This window comes from Schinkia azotoformans LMG 9581 (assembly GCF_000307855.1).
GTDB classification, from domain to species: Bacteria; Bacillota; Bacilli; order Bacillales; family Bacillaceae_J; genus Schinkia; species Schinkia azotoformans.
In genome coordinates, this window is the sequence record NZ_AJLR01000121.1 from 45,252 (window position 1) to 61,323 (window position 16,072).

Genomic DNA, 16,072 nt, shown 5'->3' on the forward strand with positions numbered 1-16,072 from the left:
ATGATAACACAAGGTACCATTTTTTTATTGTTAATCATTGCACTAATTATTATCGCACTATCAGTATTATTTACCTTTGTTCCTGTTATGCTTTGGATTTCCGCGTTAGCTTCAGGTGTAAGAGTCAGCATCTTTACATTAATTGGAATGAGGTTACGTCGAGTTATTCCAAGCCGTGTGATTAATCCATTGATTAAAGCGGTAAAAGCAGGTCTGAATTTAAGTACAAATCAATTAGAAAGTCACTATCTTGCTGGTGGTAATGTTGACCGGGTTGTTAATGCATTGATTGCAGCCCACCGTGCGAATATTGAACTTACTTTTGAACGTGGGGCTGCCATCGATCTTGCTGGCCGTGATGTATTAGAAGCTGTGCAAATGAGTGTTAATCCTAAGGTTATTGAAACACCATTTATCTCAGGGGTTGCCATGGATGGAATTGAGGTTAAAGCCAAAGCGAGAATTACAGTTCGCGCCAACATTGATCGTTTAGTCGGTGGTGCTGGTGAAGAAACGGTTATTGCTCGTGTTGGCGAAGGTATAGTATCAACAATCGGTAGTCAAACCGATCATAAAAAAGTATTAGAAAATCCTGATATGATTTCACAAACCGTTCTGACAAAAGGACTTGATGCCGGAACAGCGTTCGAAATCTTGTCTATTGATATTGCAGATATTGATATCGGTAAAAATATTGGTGCTGGTTTACAAACAGACCAGGCTGAAGCGGATAAAAAGATTGCTCAAGCCAAGGCTGAAGAGCGCCGTGCAATGGCTGTAGCTCAAGAACAAGAGATGAGGGCGAAAGTCGAAGAAATGAAAGCGAAGGTTGTTGAAGCAGAAGCCCAAGTACCACTTGCTATGGCTGAGGCACTACGATCAGGTAATATTGGTGTTATGGATTATATGAACTTTAGAAATATTGATGCTGATACAGATATGAGAAATTCAATCGGCAAAATTTCTAAAGATGATGAAGAAGGAATGAAATAATGGAGGCGCTTTTTGATCTTATATTCGGAAATCTCGCTTTCATTATCGTGATAATTGGCGGGGTCATCAGCTTTTTGAAACGAGCTAATGAAAACCAAAATAACAACCGCCGAAATCAAAATCGAAATCAAAACAGAAAACAAACTCCGACTCCAATTCAAACCCGAGATGAAAAACGGTATCAACCGGCAAAGGATAAAAGGGTTAAACCTTTTATCCCACAGCTTGATGATTTATTGGGCGAAAGTACAAAACACATAGAGGATCAAAATCAAAAGCAACAACCAACAGTGTATCAAGCTGAAATAAAAAAGCCGGAATTCGAAACCGCTATAATATCCGCCGAAGAAGTGATGCCTGATATCGAAAAAGTAAAGACACGCTTCGAATATGTAAATAAAAATACCGCTGCCCCGAAAGAAATTAGACAGCAAGCGATCAATATGAAAGAAATGAACAGAAAGAAAGTCATTGAAGGTGTGATTTGGGGAGAAATTCTTGGACCACCAAGGGCAAGAAAAAAACATTCATATTCCTATTTAAAAAGAGGTTAAGCATTGTGCTTAACCTCTTTTTTGGTGCTAAAAATCACTGTTTGTTCATAAACATGAAAGGAGAGGGGGGTCTCTTAATGAAAAAGTTTAGACAACAAATTAAAAGATGGATAACACAAAATATGGAACTACCCGCCGATGTAATGATGGATCTCCCAAGGATTACGATGATCGGACAAATTCATATATATATAGAAAATCATCGGGGATTACTTCAGTTTTCGGATACAGAACTGCGCTTGTTGCTAAAGCAAGGTCAGCTATTGATTAAAGGGGAACAATTTGTACTTAGAACAATGCTTCCTGAAGAGATCTTACTCGAAGGTAAAATAGCTCAAGTATTATATTTGGACGAACCCGGAAAATAAGGAAGGAGATCTATGTAATGAAAAATCAATGGACCAGCTATTTTTCAGGCTATGTCAAAATTAAAGTGACCGGCAGACTAATAGAACCTTTTTTAAATAATTGTGTCAGAGCGGATGTATATATTTGGAATTTGAAAAGGCAAGGTATTACATCGGTTACGGGCTATTTGAGATTAGAGGATATACATAAACTCAGAAGGATTATCCGAAAGAGCGGCTGTAGGCTGGAGTTCATCGGTCGCTTAGGTTGGCCTTTTTTAGTAAAGAAAATGATGTCTAATAGCGGGTTTATTATTGGTATTGCCATTGCTTTTATAATTACATTGCTTTTGTCCAATATGATTTGGAATATTGAAATAACAGGGGCAAACCCAAAGATTGAGCATGATATGAGAAAAGAACTTTCATCAATGGGTATAAAACGGGGAAAACTTCATTTTTCCCTTCCAAGTAACGAAGATATCCAGGGTGAACTGATGGAAAGAATGTCTTCGATTACATGGGTAGGAGTTAAATTAAGCGGCACGGCCTATCATTTTGAGGTAGTTGAGAAAAAAGTCGCTGAAGAGCCTGAATTACTTAGCCCAAGGCATCTAGTAGCGAATAAAAAGGCTGTAATTTATGATTATTTTGTCGAACAAGGACAACCTATTATAAAGATCAATGATTTTGTGAAACCCGGTAAAATTCTCGTTTCAGGGATTATTGGCAAGGAAGGGAATACTCAGATTATTCCTGCTAAGGGTAAGGTTTTTGGCGAAATTTGGTACAAGTCTCATATTACTGTGCCTTTAGAAACGGTCTTTAATGTATTTACCGGAGAAAGTATGACAAAGTATTCCCTTGAGGTTTTTAAATTGAATATCCCATTATGGGGATTTAAAAAGATTGAATATAAAACTTATAAGACAGAGAATTTAGATAAACAAGTTCAATTTTTAAGATGGGATTTACCCATCGTATATCGAAAACAAATCATTCGCGAAGAAGAAGAACATATTAGAAAATATGATAAACAATCCGCCATTTTAATTGGGAAAAAGACAGCAAGAAATGATTTAAAGGCAAAACTTGGAGAAGAAGCAGTTATAAAAGGAGAAAATGTTTTGCACCAGACATTAGACAATGGTAAAGTTAAATTAATGATACACTACCAGGTTATAGAAAATATCGCCTCACCACAACCTATAATTCAAGGAGACTAAATAATGCAAGAAAATTTTAAAACGATCAACATACAACTACAGACTTTAAATGAAGCTCTATCTTTATTTGGGACTGAGGATCGGAATTTAAAAATAATGGAAGAAAAGCTTCAGCTTTTTATTGTCACAAGAGGAGAATCAGTAAGCGTATCGGGTGACGCTGAAGCACTTCAGCTTGCAGAAATAGTTCTTATGGCCCTGCTTAAGGTGATTAGGAAAGGAGCGAGCATTTCCGAACGTGATGTAGTGTACGCTATTGATTTGGGTAAAAAAGGAATGCTCGATCAATTTGAAGAATTATACGAGCAAGAAATTACGAAAAATGTGAAGGGTAAATCTATTCGTGTAAAAACATTAGGACAAAGAAAATATATATCTGCGATTAAAGCGAATGACTTAGTTTTTGGAATCGGCCCTGCTGGAACGGGCAAGACATATCTTGCAGTTGTTATGGCTGTTGCAGCACTTAAGAGTGGACTGGTGAAACGGATCATTCTTACAAGACCTGCAGTAGAAGCAGGGGAAAGTCTCGGCTTTTTACCAGGCGATCTTAAAGAAAAGGTAGATCCATATCTGCGCCCTTTATACGATGCTTTGCATGATGTATTAGGTGCAGACCAAGTTGCAAGATTAATTGAAAGAGGCACAATTGAAATTGCGCCGCTCGCTTATATGCGCGGCCGCACACTAGACGATTCCTTTGTCATTTTAGATGAAGCACAAAATACAACTAAAGAACAAATGAAAATGTTTCTAACTAGACTAGGTTTTGGTTCAAAAATGGTAATTACCGGTGATATTACCCAAGTAGATCTTCCAAATGGAGTTAAATCAGGACTAAGCGTCGTAAGGGATATATTGAAGGATATATCAGGAATTGAATTTGTTTATTTAGAACAATCAGATGTTGTACGGCACCCATTAGTACAGAAAATTATAAATGCATACGAAAACCTAAGATAAGACCCAGAGAGGGCTGTCTCAACGGTGTCTGGCATCCACTCGGCGGATGCCAAAGAACTACATCGTAAGTATGTGGGGTCTGACACCGTTGAGACAGCCCTTTTTTCCATTTGTTTTAGGAGTTGAGGAGAAAGATGAAAAATTTAAAACTTTGGTTTGAAAAAATGCAAAAGAATAGGTTTTTTTCAGCTTTTCTTTTTACCATACTTGCAATTGTTTTATATGGGGCAATGTATTCGAATATTCAACCCGAAAAATTAGATCTCCGTCTTTTTTCTGTTGCTAAAAAGGATATTATTTCACCGATAACCGTGGAGGATATCGAGGCAACTGAGGAAAAAAAGCAAGAGGCAGCCTTGAAGGTGGAAGATCAGTATATTTTAAAAACGGATTACGCTGAAAACCGTGTCGAAATTATTTCGTCCATTTTTGATGCTGTTACCGTTGTTAAAAAAGAAGAATTAGAGAGCGAAATACTTGAAAGTAAATTAACGACACTAAACGAATTGATACCATCAGAGCTTAAAGGGCAGCTTTCAAATACTAATTTGGAAACATTATTAGCGGCTTCACCCTCGCAGCTGGACAGTGCAAAAAATACAGCCATCACATTAATAAAGCAAATTATGACACAGCCGATTAAGGTCGGGGAAGAGGATTTGCAAAAGGAAATCGTTTCAGAGGAAATAAAAAAAGTAAATTTACCTGAAAATTTAAAAACGGTCATGATTATAATTGCTCAATATGCAATCATCCCTAATTACGTTTATGATGTAAAGGGGACTGAAGGTAAAAGACAGGAAGCGATGGATGCAGTAAGCCCTGTAAAGATTAGGGCTGGTCAAGTCCTTGTTAAAGAAGGACAAGTTATCGACCGGGAAATGTATAAACAGCTCGAACTTGTTGGTCTTTTAGATGAAAAAGTAAATCCAAATCTTTTTATTGGACTAGCCATATTTACTTTAACCTTAACAAGTATTATTGCTGTATATCTTCATGGTATTAACCCTAAACAACGAATTATCTATATTTTAATTTTTTTATTAACTATTTTATTAATGAAGGTTATAAGTTTATTCCAACTTGTTTCTGAAATAGGCTATATTTTCCCTGTAGCGATGGCACCGATGCTAATAAAGGTACTTCTTAATGAAAAGCTGGCAGCTATCTCAAGTATCATTTTCGCAATCTGCAGCAGTCTTATTTTTAATGTTGAGATGCTTGGAAAATTTAATTTTTCAATCGGCATTTATTTTTTAATTAGTGGAATTGCAGGTATAATCTTTATTAACGAAAGGCATTACCGTACGAAAATATTAAAAGCCGGATTATATGTTTCTGTTGTTAATATCGTTGTAATAGCAGCCTTGTTTATGATTAGAAATGGTCATTATACAGGGATTGAGATTGGGACCTACTTTTTATTGGCGTTTTTATCCGGTTTTATCTCAGCGGTCTTGACGTTAGGCTTGTTGCCTGTTTTTGAGGCATGGTTTGGAATACTATCTACAGTCCAATTAATTGAATTATCCAGTCCAAATCATCCGTTGCTACGTAAAATATTACTTGAGACTCCAGGGACCTACCATCACAGTGTCATGGTTGCTAATTTATCCGAAGCAGCATGTGAAGCAATTGGGGCGAATGGGCTTTTGGCAAGAGTGGGGGCTTATTATCATGATATTGGTAAAACAAAGCGACCACATTTCTATATTGAAAACCAGATGAACATGGAAAACCCACACAATAACATTTCGCCGCAACTAAGTACGACGATCATTACGGCACACCCATATGATGGGGCAGATTTGCTCCGGGAACACAATATCCCGAAGGAAATCATTGATATTTGTGAGCAGCATCATGGTACCACATTATTAAAATACTTTTATTTTAAAGCGAAGGAACAATCGGAAAATGTCATCGAGTCAGACTTCCGATATCCAGGACCAAAGGCTCAAACAAAGGAATCGGTCATTGTTGGTATTGCTGATAGTGTCGAAGCTGCTGTTCGGTCAATGCCAAATCCAACTATGCAAAAAGTAGAGAATTTAGTTCGAAAGATATTATCTGATCGAATCCAAGATGGTCAGTTCGATGAATGTGATATCACTTTAAAGGAGCTTGATATCGCTACAAAATCAATGTGTGAAACATTAAAAGGAATATTCCATTCAAGAATTGAGTATCCAGAAAATCCTGATAAGAAACAAGTAAAAAAGGTAGAGGTGTTAGAATGATTATTGATTTTATTGATGACCATAATTATGTCCTAGAGGAGCAGCAAAAAGAAATTGAGAAATTACTGCAATTTGCAGCAGAAAAAGAAGGGATTAACTCCGATGCTGAACTATCTGTTACCTTTGTTAATAATGAAGAAATACAGGAGATTAATCGTACTTACCGGATGAAGGATCAACCAACGGATGTAATTTCTTTTGCGATGGAGGAAATGGGGGAAGGCGAGATTGCCATTACGGGAGAAAATTTGCCTACTATACTAGGTGATATCATTATCTCGATTCCAAGAACGATTGAACAAGCAAATGAATATAATCATAGCTTTATGAGAGAATTAGGGTTTTTAAGTATCCATGGTTTTCTTCACTTGTTGGGTTACGACCATATGGAAAAAGAAGATGAACAAATAATGTTTGCTAAACAAAAGGAACTATTAGATGAATATGGGCTCCATCGGTAAAGAACGTAAAAGATTGGCGGCCAGTTTTAAATATGCTACCCAAGGATTATTACATGTTATAAAAAAAGAGCGAAATATGCAGATCCACCTATCGGTTGCCTGTATTGTTGTTTTTTTAGCATATTTTTTCTCGGTTTCTAAAATTGAATGGATCTTGCTCCTTCTGTGTATTGGAATCGTTATTAGTCTGGAATCAGTCAATACAGCAATCGAAAGAACAGTTGATTTATGCACGAAGGACATGAAGCCTTTAGCTAAACAAGCTAAGGACACCGCTGCAGCAGCTGTTTTTGTTTTCGCAATTATATCTGTTATCATAGGATTAATTATTTTTACAATACCATTTTTAAAGTTTTTGAATCTTTTGTAAATTATTCTTTTGTTATTGCTGAAATTTAATAAAAGTTAGTGTAAAATAAAAGTACTTCGAAAGGAAATGAAAATGAAACAAGATATATCAAAAATCGCACTCGTAGAAAAAGCAAAAGAAGCAAGAGAGATGGCCTATGTTCCTTATTCAAAATTTAAAGTTGGAGCGGCCCTTTTAACCGAAGAAGATGATGTAATTAAAGGTTGTAACATAGAAAATGCTTCCTACGGATTAACCAATTGCGCAGAACGCACTGCTCTATTTAAAGCTTATTCAGAAGGAATTAAAAAATTTAAGGCACTTGCAGTTGTAGCTGATACGGAACGTCCTGTACCGCCTTGTGGTGCATGCCGTCAAGTAATGGCTGAATTTTGCCCGCCTAATATGCCAGTATATTTAACAAATTTGAAAGGCGATATTTTTGAAACTACTGTTCAGGAATTATTGCCGGGTGCTTTTACTGCGGAGGATATGCATGAGTAATGAAAATTATAAATCAGGATTTGTATCCATTATTGGAAGACCAAATGTAGGAAAATCAACATTTTTAAATAAAGTAATCGGTCAAAAAATAGCAATCATGAGCGATAAGCCGCAAACCACAAGAAATAAAATTCAGGGTGTCTATACAACTGACCATAGTCAAATTATATTTATTGATACACCTGGTATTCATAAACCTAAACATAAGCTTGGCGATTTTATGATGAAAGTTGCCCAGAATACGCTAAATGAAGTTGATTTGATCTTATTTATGATCAATGCGGTGGAAGGTTTTGGAAAAGGCGATCAATTTATTATTGAGCGTTTAAAACAGACCAACCAACCCGTTTTTCTGGTAATTAATAAAATAGATCAGGTCCATCCTGATGAATTAATAACGCTGATCGATCAATACAAAGAAATGTATCCTTTTAAGGAAATTATCCCGATATCAGCCCTTGAAGGAAATAACGTAACGACATTGTTAGAACAAATCGAAAAGTACATGCCGAATGGACCGCAGTATTATCCTGCTGACCAAGTGACAGACCATCCTGAGAGGTTCATCATAACCGAGCTTATACGTGAAAAAGTGCTTCATTTAACACGCGAGGAAATTCCACATTCGATTGCCGTTGTAATGGATTCATTGGAACGTCGCGGGGATGGGAATACGGTATATATTGCGGCAACAATAATTGTTGAGCGGGACTCGCAGAAAGGTATCGTGATCGGCAAGCAAGGGAAGATGTTGAAAGAGGTCGGCCGATTGGCAAGGATTGATATAGAAGCGTTATTAGGTTCCAAAGTCTTTTTAGAATTATGGGTTAAAGTCCAAAAAGATTGGCGGAACAGATTAAATCAACTAAGAGACTTCGGTTTTAGAGAAGATGAATATTGATCGAAAAGCGGAAGCACTCGCTGGGTGCTAGAGCTAGACATTAAATTTACAGAATTTCACTTACATTAAATGTAATCGTTAGGTCAGGCTAATATTAGGGAGTTGTAAAAAAAGCTAGTTTTTATACTGATAAGTTTATGTTTTTGTTGGTTATCAGTATAAGAAGGGACATCGAGGGCCTTTAGGTCATACCTTTAGGTACTCCGCCATCGTGGGCGGCAAGTCGTGTCTTTCTAAAAAATTGAAAAGGTGGGGTTTCTTGTGATAGATTTTACCTGGAAAATCTTTAGTCAAACTGGTAATTTGGAAACGTATCTTCTTATGAAAGAGATTGAACGGGAATATCAAGAAACTACTGATATTAATTTTAACGAGCTAATTCAAACTGATTCTCCTTTATCTTGACCCATGCACCGCTTCTTGAAAGCGAATTTATGAATCAATAAATAGTGGATGGTGTCAAAATTGCTGCGAAAAGTTGAAGGGATTGTCATCCGAACGATTGACTATGGCGAAACAAATAAGATTGTTAACCTGTTTACAAGAGAAATGGGTAAAATAGGTGTTATGGCACGTGGAGCCAAAAAGCCACAAAGCAGGCTAACGTCCGTTTCACAAATGTTTATTTATGGACATTTTTTAGTGCAAATGGGCACCGGTTTAGGGACTTTACAGCAAGGCGAAATCATTAATTCCTTTAGGGGACTTAGAGAGGATCTGGAAAAGTCGGCCTATTCTGCTTATATCGTTGAACTCACCGATAAATTAACAGAGGAAAAAAAGACAAATCCATTTTTATTCGAACTCCTGTATCAAACTTTAAATTATATAAACGAAGGAATGGACTTGGAAATACTAACTTATATATATGAAATGAAAATGTTAAATATTGCAGGTATTTATCCAAAACTTGATGGATGTGTTCATTGTTCAAAAACGCAAGGAAAATTCGCCTTCTCGATTAGAGAAGGCGGTTTTATATGTCATCGTTGTTTCCATATTGATCCCAATCTGATTCAGATATCACCAGCAACGCTTAAGTTACTTCGTCTTTTTTATTACTTTGATTTGCATCGTCTTGGAAAAATTTCTGTTAAGGACACGACTAAAAAAGAACTAAAAACCGTGATTTCGTCGTTATATGATGAATATTCTGGATTGAATCTTAAATCTAAGCGTTTTCTCACCCAACTTGATCGTTTTAAACCTTGAAAAAGGATATTGTTACATACTATTTATTAAGTTTTTAATTTTAATGAAGCATATTATTACTCAATCATCCAAATTAAGCTATAATAAATATATCAATATTATAATTAAAATATTACCTTTTTCTTTTATATAGTGTTTTTATGATTTAAGGTGGTGAGTACGATAGAACTAAGTAATCGTCAGGAGAAAATTTTGCAAATTGTAAAAGATAACGGTCCAATAACAGGTGAACAAATAGCTGATCAATTAAATTTAACTAGAGCGACACTTAGGCCAGATTTAGCTATTTTGACAATGGCCGGTTATTTAGAAGCGCGTCCGCGTGTAGGATATTTTTATACTGGAAAAACTGGTTCGCAATTATTGACAGAAAAGGTTAAAAAGTTACAAGTTTACCAATATCAATCCATGCCTGTTGTCGTTGATGAAGGTGTTTCTGTCTATGATGCTATATGTACAATGTTCCTTGAGGATGTTGGTACATTATTTGTAGTTGACAAGAACTCAATGTTAGTTGGTGTGCTTTCAAGAAAGGATTTATTACGTGCAAGTCTTGGAAAAACGAACCTTGAGGCTATTCCTGTGAATATAATAATGACAAGAATGCCGAATATAACTTTCTGTCAAAAAGATGATTTAATAATCGATGTAGCTGAAAAAATCATTGAAAAACAAATCGATGCAGTTCCGGTTGTTAAAATTTCAGGAAAAGGGTACGAAGTTATTGGAAGGTTGACAAAAACCAATATGACAAAGGTACTATTAGAGATAGCAAAAGATGAAATCATCTAATATACACAAACAATAAGTAGATGGAAAGGAATGGAGGAATTTTGGAAAATGCCAATGTTTATGTTGTATCTGATTCGGTTGGGGAAACGGCTGAGCTCGTTGTAAAAGCAGCTGCTAGTCAGTTTTATTCATTTGGAATAAATGTGAAACGAATCCCATATGTTGAAGATACTGGAACGCTAAGTGAAGTGATCTCTTTGGCAAAAGAAAATAATGCTATCATTGCTTTTACATTGGTAGTTCCTAGCATGCGGGATTTCTTAGTTGCTGAGGCAGGGAAAGTTGGTGTTCCTGCTGTCGATATTATCGGTCCAATGGTTAAACAGATGCAGGATAGCTATAATAAGAAGCCTCGAGAAGAGCCGGGACTCGTACGCCAATTGGATGAAGATTACTTTAAAAAGGTCGAAGCAATTGAATTTGCTGTAAAATATGACGACGGTAGGGATCCGCGCGGAATTTTAAGAGCGGATATCGTTCTTCTTGGGGTGTCAAGAACATCAAAGACACCGTTATCACAATATTTAGCATTGAAACGTTTAAGGGTTGCTAACATCCCTATTGTGCCTGAAGTTGAGCCGCCAGAGGAATTATTCCAAATTCCGGCCGAAAAGTGCTTTGCTTTAAAAATAACGCCGGAAAAGTTAAATAATATCCGCAAGGAAAGGTTAAAATCGCTTGGACTTAGTGACACAGCCAGCTATGCTAATTTAGATCGAATTAAAGAGGAACTATCGTACTTTGATAACCTTGTAAAAAAGATCGGTTGTGAAGTAATAGATGTTTCCAACAAGGCCGTAGAAGAAACAGCAAACTTAATATTAAATTTATACGCTAAAAAAATGTCTTAAATCTCAAAATGTCATGCATTCGTACAATATAGCAATCATAATTGCTTATGGAATAATGAATGCTTGATATTCTTGAGATATTTTTTTGATTTATATCTAGAAATTTAAATAACTTTATATTACAATAAAAATTTGTGATTAAATTAAAATTTTTGGTTTATACTTGACAATGAAAGAATAAACTATATTAGAAAGACTAAAGTATAATTCCCAAGCGTTTCGACAAAAATCAAAATTATAAAATAATTAATTTAAAGAAGGAATATATAGAGGGATGTAGAATTAAGAAAGATGGTGAAATACTAGAAAAGATTTTATAAAAAATTTCTAAGAAAAATGTCGAAATTTGAAGGGGATTTTAATAAGGAGATAGAATAAATATTAAAGGTAGAAAATATGGTGATGCTAGATGGGAAATCGTATTCCCGAAGAAACCATTGAAGAAATTAGAAATAAGGTAGACATTGTTGATGTAATTAGTGAATATATCCAATTAAAAAAGCAAGGTCGGAATTATTTCGGTCTATGTCCTTTTCACGGCGAAAAAACGCCTTCTTTTTCTGTTTCCGCAGATAAACAAATATATCATTGTTTTGGTTGTGGGGCAGGAGGTAATGTTTTTTCGTTTCTTATGAATATTGAAAACTGCTCCTTTATGGAGGCTGCAGCAACATTAGCTGAGAAAGTACATATTAATCTTCCTATTCAAAATGAGGTAAGTCCTTTCTCTGAAAAATCCCCTGATTACGCTGAGATGTTTCGGGCCCACGACCTATTACAAAAATTTTACCACCACTTGCTGGTAAATACAAAAGAGGGGACTGTAGCAACCAAATATTTGCAGCAAAGAGGCTTTACAGAGGAAGTTATTAATAGATTTAAAATTGGTTATGCACCTAATACTTGGGATGTTGCCTCAAGATTTTTGGAAAAAAGAGGCTTCAATCTCCATGAGATGGCAAAGGCAGGCCTTATAGTAAGAAAGGATAGTGATGGGACTTATTTTGACCGGTTTCGTGATCGGATAATGTTTCCAATATGGGATAACCAGGGCAGGACTATCGCATTTGGCGGCCGAATACTCTATGAAGGTGAGCCTAAATATTTAAACAGTCCTGAAACGAAAATATTTAATAAAAGTAAAACATTATACGGATTACATCTTGCACGTCCGGAAATCCGCAAAAAGCAGCAGGTGATCCTTTTTGAAGGATATGTTGATGTCATAGCTGCACATCGTGCGGGGGTAGAAAACGGAGTTGCTTCATTAGGCACCTCGTTAACAGATGAACAAGCGAATATCATACGGAGAAATGCCGAAAACGTGACGATTTGCTACGATTCAGATAGTGCAGGGATCAATGCAGCTTATCGTGCGGCGAGCGTTTTAACGAATGCCGGTTGTACTGTTAGAGTGTCAAAAATGCCTGAGGGTTTTGATCCAGATGACTATATTCGAACATATGGATACGAAAGTTTTCAAAATAATGTAATTGGAACAAGCCTAACACTAATGGCATTTAAAATAGAGTTTTTACGAAGAGGTAAAAATCTACAAGATGAAGGAGAACTTGTTGCTTATATTGAAGAGGTACTAAAAGAAATAAGTTTACTTCCTAAAGCGGTAGAAAGGGACCGATATTTAAGAGCTCTATCAGAAGAGTTTTCGATTTCATTGGATGCATTAAAAAGCGAACAATATCAAATATATAGAAAATTGAGAAAAAACAAGGATATTTCAGCTTTTAATCGAAATAATAATAACAACTACACAAAGAAAATAGTGGCGAAAAAAAAGCTTTTACCGGCCTATTATAATGCGGAACGTATTTTATTGGCCCATATGCTGAGAAGTGAAGATATTACTATAAAAGTAAAAGAACAAATAGGCTGTTCTTTTAACATAGATGTTCACAATGCTATAGCTCTATTTGTTTATGGCTATTTTGAAGAAGGAAATGCTCCTGATGTTGGTGCCATTCTTCAAAGAATTGAGGACGAACAACTTAGGAGAATTGTATCTGAACTTGCTATGTTAAATATTAATATAAATATTTCCGATGAGGAACTATCAGATTACATTAAACAGGTGTTGAATTATCCAAAATGGTTAAAAATAAAAGATATCGAAACAGAGAAGTTAGAGGCATTAAAACAACAGGATATTATTACAGCAGCACAGCTTGCAAAGAAAATCATCGAGCTGAAGAAGAATTTGAAATAAGTTGGAATTACTGGAAGGAGGGGAACTGATGGCTGAAAAAGGGGCTCGTTCTAAAGATATAGAGACAGAAATCACACTTGACCAAGCGAAGGAGCAGGTCATTCAACAAGGGAAAAAAAGAGGAGTAATCACTTATGATGAAATAGCTGAGCGATTGTCAGCTTTTGAGCTTGATTCAGACCAGATGGACGAATTTTATGAATACCTAGGTGAAAAAGGTATTGATATAATCGGGCAGTCAGACGAGGACGAGGATGAGAATGACGAGGATGATCCAAGCTTTAATCAACTTGAGAAAGAAGAAGAGTTTGATTTAAATGACCTCTCCGTTCCGCCAGGAATAAAGATTAATGACCCTGTTCGGATGTACTTAAAAGAGATTGGCCGTGTAGACTTATTGTCAGCAGATGAAGAAATTCAACTGGCAGAACGTATTGAAAAAGGGGACGAGGAAGCAAAACGCCGCCTTGCTGAAGCAAACCTAAGACTAGTAGTAAGTATTGCGAAAAGATATGTCGGCCGAGGTATGTTATTCCTAGACCTAATTCAAGAAGGAAATATGGGTCTAATTAAAGCTGTTGAGAAATTCGATTACCGAAAAGGGTTTAAGTTTAGTACGTATGCAACATGGTGGATTCGCCAGGCTATTACACGTGCGATTGCCGACCAAGCAAGAACAATTCGTATCCCTGTTCATATGGTCGAGACGATCAATAAGCTTATTCGGGTCCAAAGGCAATTATTGCAGGATTTAGGTCGTGAACCATCACCTGAAGAAATTGGGGAGGAAATGGATCTGACACCTGAAAAGGTTCGAGAAATCCTTAAAATCGCACAAGAGCCTGTATCATTGGAAACACCGATTGGTGAAGAGGATGACTCGCATTTAGGTGATTTTATTGAGGATCAAGAAGCGACTTCTCCATCAGATGCAGCTGCCTATGAACTTCTAAAAGAACAGCTTGAGGACGTCCTAGACACGTTAACTGATCGTGAAGAAAATGTATTACGCCTTCGCTTTGGATTAGATGACGGAAGAACACGGACGCTTGAAGAGGTTGGTAAAGTATTTGGCGTTACCCGTGAACGAATTCGTCAAATTGAAGCAAAAGCCTTACGTAAGCTTCGTCATCCAAGCCGAAGTAAACGGCTTAAAGATTTTCTAGAATAATGCACTTATGATAGTTTACTTCATGTATAATGAAGTAAACTATTTTTTGTCTTGAGGTGGCCAAGCATGGATGATGCAAGAAAAAATATTGTTCTTAGAGAAATAAAGTACTGGAAAGAACACCGCTTACTACCGGAACAATATTGTGACTTTCTAATAACTTTATATACAGAAGGTTCAGAAACAGGACAAGAAGTAACTGAAAAAAAATCATTTTCATTAAAGGACTTCATATTTCAATTAATCAATATTTTAATTATATCATTACTCATTTTGACGTTTATTGTAATATATTTTACTGAACTATCTATTGATTTGCAAATAGGCCTAATTACTGTCTTTGTTGGTATGTGCTTTAGTGGTGCTGTTTTCTTTTATAAGAAGAACCATTCAGTTTTTTTTCATATTGCCCTAATTACTGGTATATTGATTCTATTTTTAGGTTCAGTAAACACCATTTCAACTATCTTTTTGGGCGCACAAATCGGGTTGATATTGATGATCTTACTTAATTGCTTATTTTGGGTGTTCCTTGGTTTCAGGCTAAAATTAAAATATTTAACAATATCAGGAATTGCCGGCGCCCTTCTTTTGATTACATATACTTTTATCTTGTAAAAATCAGAAATTTCAGCAAAATAACCTTATTTTAGTATAAAAATAGATTTTTTTTCGTGAAACTTAACAGAACCCCTTTCACTAAACAGTTATTTAAAGTAAAATATAAAGTGTTGTAATAGAATAGGTAAAACATTGGACTACATACATAAGGAGGAAATGAAATGAAAAATCCATTAATGCCATTAGCATCCATTGCTATTCTTGGTATCATTTTAATGGTCGTTGTTTCTTATTGGGGATTAAACAATGCTGACAAAATGTTAGCAGCTCAAGAAGAAAAAGGACAAGCTACTGAACAAGCAGCACCAGCAGCAGACGATCCAGAAGGAATGGTAAAAGCAAGCTGTGCTTCATGTCATGGTCAAAACTTAGAAGGTGGAGTTGGACCTGCATTAGCTGACGTTGGAAGCAGACTTTCAGCTGAAGAGATTGCAAATATCATTAATAATGGAAAAAATGCTATGCCTGCAGGAATGGTAGACCCTGCAAAAGCTGAGGTAATTGCTGCATGGTTGGCAGAACAAAAATAGTTAGTAACTAATAGAATTCAAAAGCTTTCTACTAAAGGTAGAAAGCTTTTTTTACATCATTGTCTAGCTCTAGCGCCTATCGCTTAGCAAACTTCAGGTCTCCTCCCTACGATAAGTCAACTAAGAATTGCTG

Annotated in this window: 18 protein-coding genes; all 18 read left to right on the top strand. The window is 36.1% G+C overall.

Annotated elements, in window-relative coordinates; genetic code table 11:
* The 18 genes from floA to cccA all read left to right on the top strand — a co-directional run bounded on the left by floA (nucleotide 1) and on the right by cccA (nucleotide 15,939).
* On the top strand, nucleotides 1-993 hold the full coding sequence (gene floA / locus BAZO_RS14305) for a flotillin-like protein FloA (protein WP_003332318.1): 993 nt from the start codon (nucleotides 1-3) through the stop codon (nucleotides 991-993).
* Nucleotides 993-1,547, top strand: coding sequence for a hypothetical protein (locus BAZO_RS14310; protein ID WP_003332319.1), 555 nt, complete (start codon nucleotides 993-995; stop codon nucleotides 1,545-1,547). Before floA ends, BAZO_RS14310 begins: the two co-directional genes overlap by 1 nt.
* A 77-nt stretch (nucleotides 1,548-1,624) precedes the next feature.
* Nucleotides 1,625-1,915, top strand: coding sequence for a sporulation protein YqfC (gene yqfC / locus BAZO_RS14315; protein ID WP_003332320.1), 291 nt, complete (start codon nucleotides 1,625-1,627; stop codon nucleotides 1,913-1,915).
* Nucleotides 1,916-1,932: 17 nt separating this feature from the next.
* Nucleotides 1,933-3,120, top strand: a complete 1,188-nt coding sequence (gene yqfD / locus BAZO_RS14320) for a sporulation protein YqfD (protein ID WP_003332321.1) — start codon at nucleotides 1,933-1,935, stop codon at nucleotides 3,118-3,120.
* Between the two features lie 3 nt (nucleotides 3,121-3,123).
* Entirely contained in the window at nucleotides 3,124-4,083 is a 960-nt protein-coding gene (locus BAZO_RS14325) for a PhoH family protein (protein WP_003332322.1), read from the top strand.
* 134 nt (nucleotides 4,084-4,217) lie between these two features.
* Nucleotides 4,218-6,323, top strand: coding sequence for an HD family phosphohydrolase (locus tag BAZO_RS14330; RefSeq protein WP_003332323.1), 2,106 nt, complete (start codon nucleotides 4,218-4,220; stop codon nucleotides 6,321-6,323).
* Nucleotides 6,320-6,784, top strand: coding sequence for an rRNA maturation RNase YbeY (gene ybeY, locus BAZO_RS14335; RefSeq protein WP_003332324.1), 465 nt, complete (start codon nucleotides 6,320-6,322; stop codon nucleotides 6,782-6,784). Before BAZO_RS14330 ends, ybeY begins: the two co-directional genes overlap by 4 nt.
* Nucleotides 6,762-7,154 (top strand): diacylglycerol kinase family protein, encoded by a 393-nt coding sequence (locus BAZO_RS14340; RefSeq protein WP_003332326.1) that lies wholly within the window; start codon nucleotides 6,762-6,764, stop codon nucleotides 7,152-7,154. The genes ybeY and BAZO_RS14340 overlap by 23 nt, the downstream gene beginning before the upstream one ends.
* A 72-nt stretch (nucleotides 7,155-7,226) precedes the next feature.
* Nucleotides 7,227-7,637: a cytidine deaminase gene (locus BAZO_RS14345; protein WP_003332327.1), complete on the top strand. Its 411-nt coding sequence runs from the start codon at nucleotides 7,227-7,229 to the stop codon at nucleotides 7,635-7,637.
* The gene (era, locus tag BAZO_RS14350; RefSeq protein ID WP_003332328.1) at nucleotides 7,630-8,538 is read left to right on the top strand and encodes a GTPase Era; all 909 of its coding nucleotides are present in this window, start codon (nucleotides 7,630-7,632) and stop codon (nucleotides 8,536-8,538) included. The genes BAZO_RS14345 and era overlap by 8 nt, the downstream gene beginning before the upstream one ends.
* 261 nt (nucleotides 8,539-8,799) lie before the next feature.
* A complete protein-coding gene (locus BAZO_RS21840) occupies nucleotides 8,800-8,943 on the top strand; it encodes a YqzL family protein (protein ID WP_003332329.1) in 144 nt (47 codons plus the stop codon).
* Between the two features lie 60 nt (nucleotides 8,944-9,003).
* The gene (recO, locus tag BAZO_RS14355) at nucleotides 9,004-9,750 is read left to right on the top strand and encodes a DNA repair protein RecO (RefSeq protein ID WP_003332330.1); all 747 of its coding nucleotides are present in this window, start codon (nucleotides 9,004-9,006) and stop codon (nucleotides 9,748-9,750) included.
* Between the two features lie 150 nt (nucleotides 9,751-9,900).
* Nucleotides 9,901-10,542, top strand: coding sequence for a transcriptional regulator CcpN (gene ccpN, locus BAZO_RS14360; RefSeq protein WP_081585723.1), 642 nt, complete (start codon nucleotides 9,901-9,903; stop codon nucleotides 10,540-10,542).
* A gap of 20 nt (nucleotides 10,543-10,562) precedes the next feature.
* The gene (locus BAZO_RS14365; RefSeq protein ID WP_051015818.1) at nucleotides 10,563-11,393 is read left to right on the top strand and encodes a pyruvate, water dikinase regulatory protein; all 831 of its coding nucleotides are present in this window, start codon (nucleotides 10,563-10,565) and stop codon (nucleotides 11,391-11,393) included.
* Between the two features lie 409 nt (nucleotides 11,394-11,802).
* Nucleotides 11,803-13,617: a DNA primase gene (dnaG, locus tag BAZO_RS14370; protein ID WP_003332333.1), complete on the top strand. Its 1,815-nt coding sequence runs from the start codon at nucleotides 11,803-11,805 to the stop codon at nucleotides 13,615-13,617.
* Nucleotides 13,618-13,645: 28 nt separating this feature from the next.
* Nucleotides 13,646-14,788, top strand: a complete 1,143-nt coding sequence (gene rpoD / locus BAZO_RS14375) for an RNA polymerase sigma factor RpoD (protein WP_003332334.1) — start codon at nucleotides 13,646-13,648, stop codon at nucleotides 14,786-14,788.
* A 66-nt stretch (nucleotides 14,789-14,854) separates the two neighbouring features.
* Entirely contained in the window at nucleotides 14,855-15,406 is a 552-nt protein-coding gene (locus BAZO_RS14380) for a hypothetical protein (RefSeq protein ID WP_003332335.1), read from the top strand.
* 164 nt (nucleotides 15,407-15,570) lie between these two features.
* Nucleotides 15,571-15,939 carry a cytochrome c550 gene (gene cccA, locus BAZO_RS14385; protein ID WP_003332337.1) on the top strand — a complete coding sequence of 123 codons (369 nt, stop codon included), beginning with the start codon at nucleotides 15,571-15,573 and terminating at the stop codon, nucleotides 15,937-15,939.
* Nucleotides 15,940-16,072: the final 133 nt, after the last annotated feature.

What these genes read in the sequence shown, in the direction of transcription:
- rpoD (WP_003332334.1), top strand. Translation starts at nt 13,646, where the DNA reads ATGGCTGAAAAAGGGGCTCGTTCTAAAGATATAGAGACAGAAATCACA.
- ybeY (WP_003332324.1), top strand. Translation starts at nt 6,320, where the DNA reads ATGATTATTGATTTTATTGATGACCATAATTATGTCCTAGAGGAGCAG.
- cccA (WP_003332337.1), top strand. Translation starts at nt 15,571, where the DNA reads ATGAAAAATCCATTAATGCCATTAGCATCCATTGCTATTCTTGGTATC.
- yqfD (WP_003332321.1), top strand. Translation starts at nt 1,933, where the DNA reads ATGAAAAATCAATGGACCAGCTATTTTTCAGGCTATGTCAAAATTAAA.
- BAZO_RS14345 (WP_003332327.1), top strand. Translation starts at nt 7,227, where the DNA reads ATGAAACAAGATATATCAAAAATCGCACTCGTAGAAAAAGCAAAAGAA.
- BAZO_RS14380 (WP_003332335.1), top strand. Translation starts at nt 14,855, where the DNA reads ATGGATGATGCAAGAAAAAATATTGTTCTTAGAGAAATAAAGTACTGG.
- BAZO_RS14365 (WP_051015818.1), top strand. Translation starts at nt 10,563, where the DNA reads ATGGAAAGGAATGGAGGAATTTTGGAAAATGCCAATGTTTATGTTGTA.
- dnaG (WP_003332333.1), top strand. Translation starts at nt 11,803, where the DNA reads ATGGGAAATCGTATTCCCGAAGAAACCATTGAAGAAATTAGAAATAAG.
- BAZO_RS14330 (WP_003332323.1), top strand. Translation starts at nt 4,218, where the DNA reads ATGAAAAATTTAAAACTTTGGTTTGAAAAAATGCAAAAGAATAGGTTT.
- floA (WP_003332318.1), top strand. Translation starts at nt 1, where the DNA reads ATGATAACACAAGGTACCATTTTTTTATTGTTAATCATTGCACTAATT.
- BAZO_RS14325 (WP_003332322.1), top strand. Translation starts at nt 3,124, where the DNA reads ATGCAAGAAAATTTTAAAACGATCAACATACAACTACAGACTTTAAAT.
- era (WP_003332328.1), top strand. Translation starts at nt 7,630, where the DNA reads ATGAGTAATGAAAATTATAAATCAGGATTTGTATCCATTATTGGAAGA.
- BAZO_RS14340 (WP_003332326.1), top strand. Translation starts at nt 6,762, where the DNA reads ATGAATATGGGCTCCATCGGTAAAGAACGTAAAAGATTGGCGGCCAGT.
- BAZO_RS14310 (WP_003332319.1), top strand. Translation starts at nt 993, where the DNA reads ATGGAGGCGCTTTTTGATCTTATATTCGGAAATCTCGCTTTCATTATC.
- yqfC (WP_003332320.1), top strand. Translation starts at nt 1,625, where the DNA reads ATGAAAAAGTTTAGACAACAAATTAAAAGATGGATAACACAAAATATG.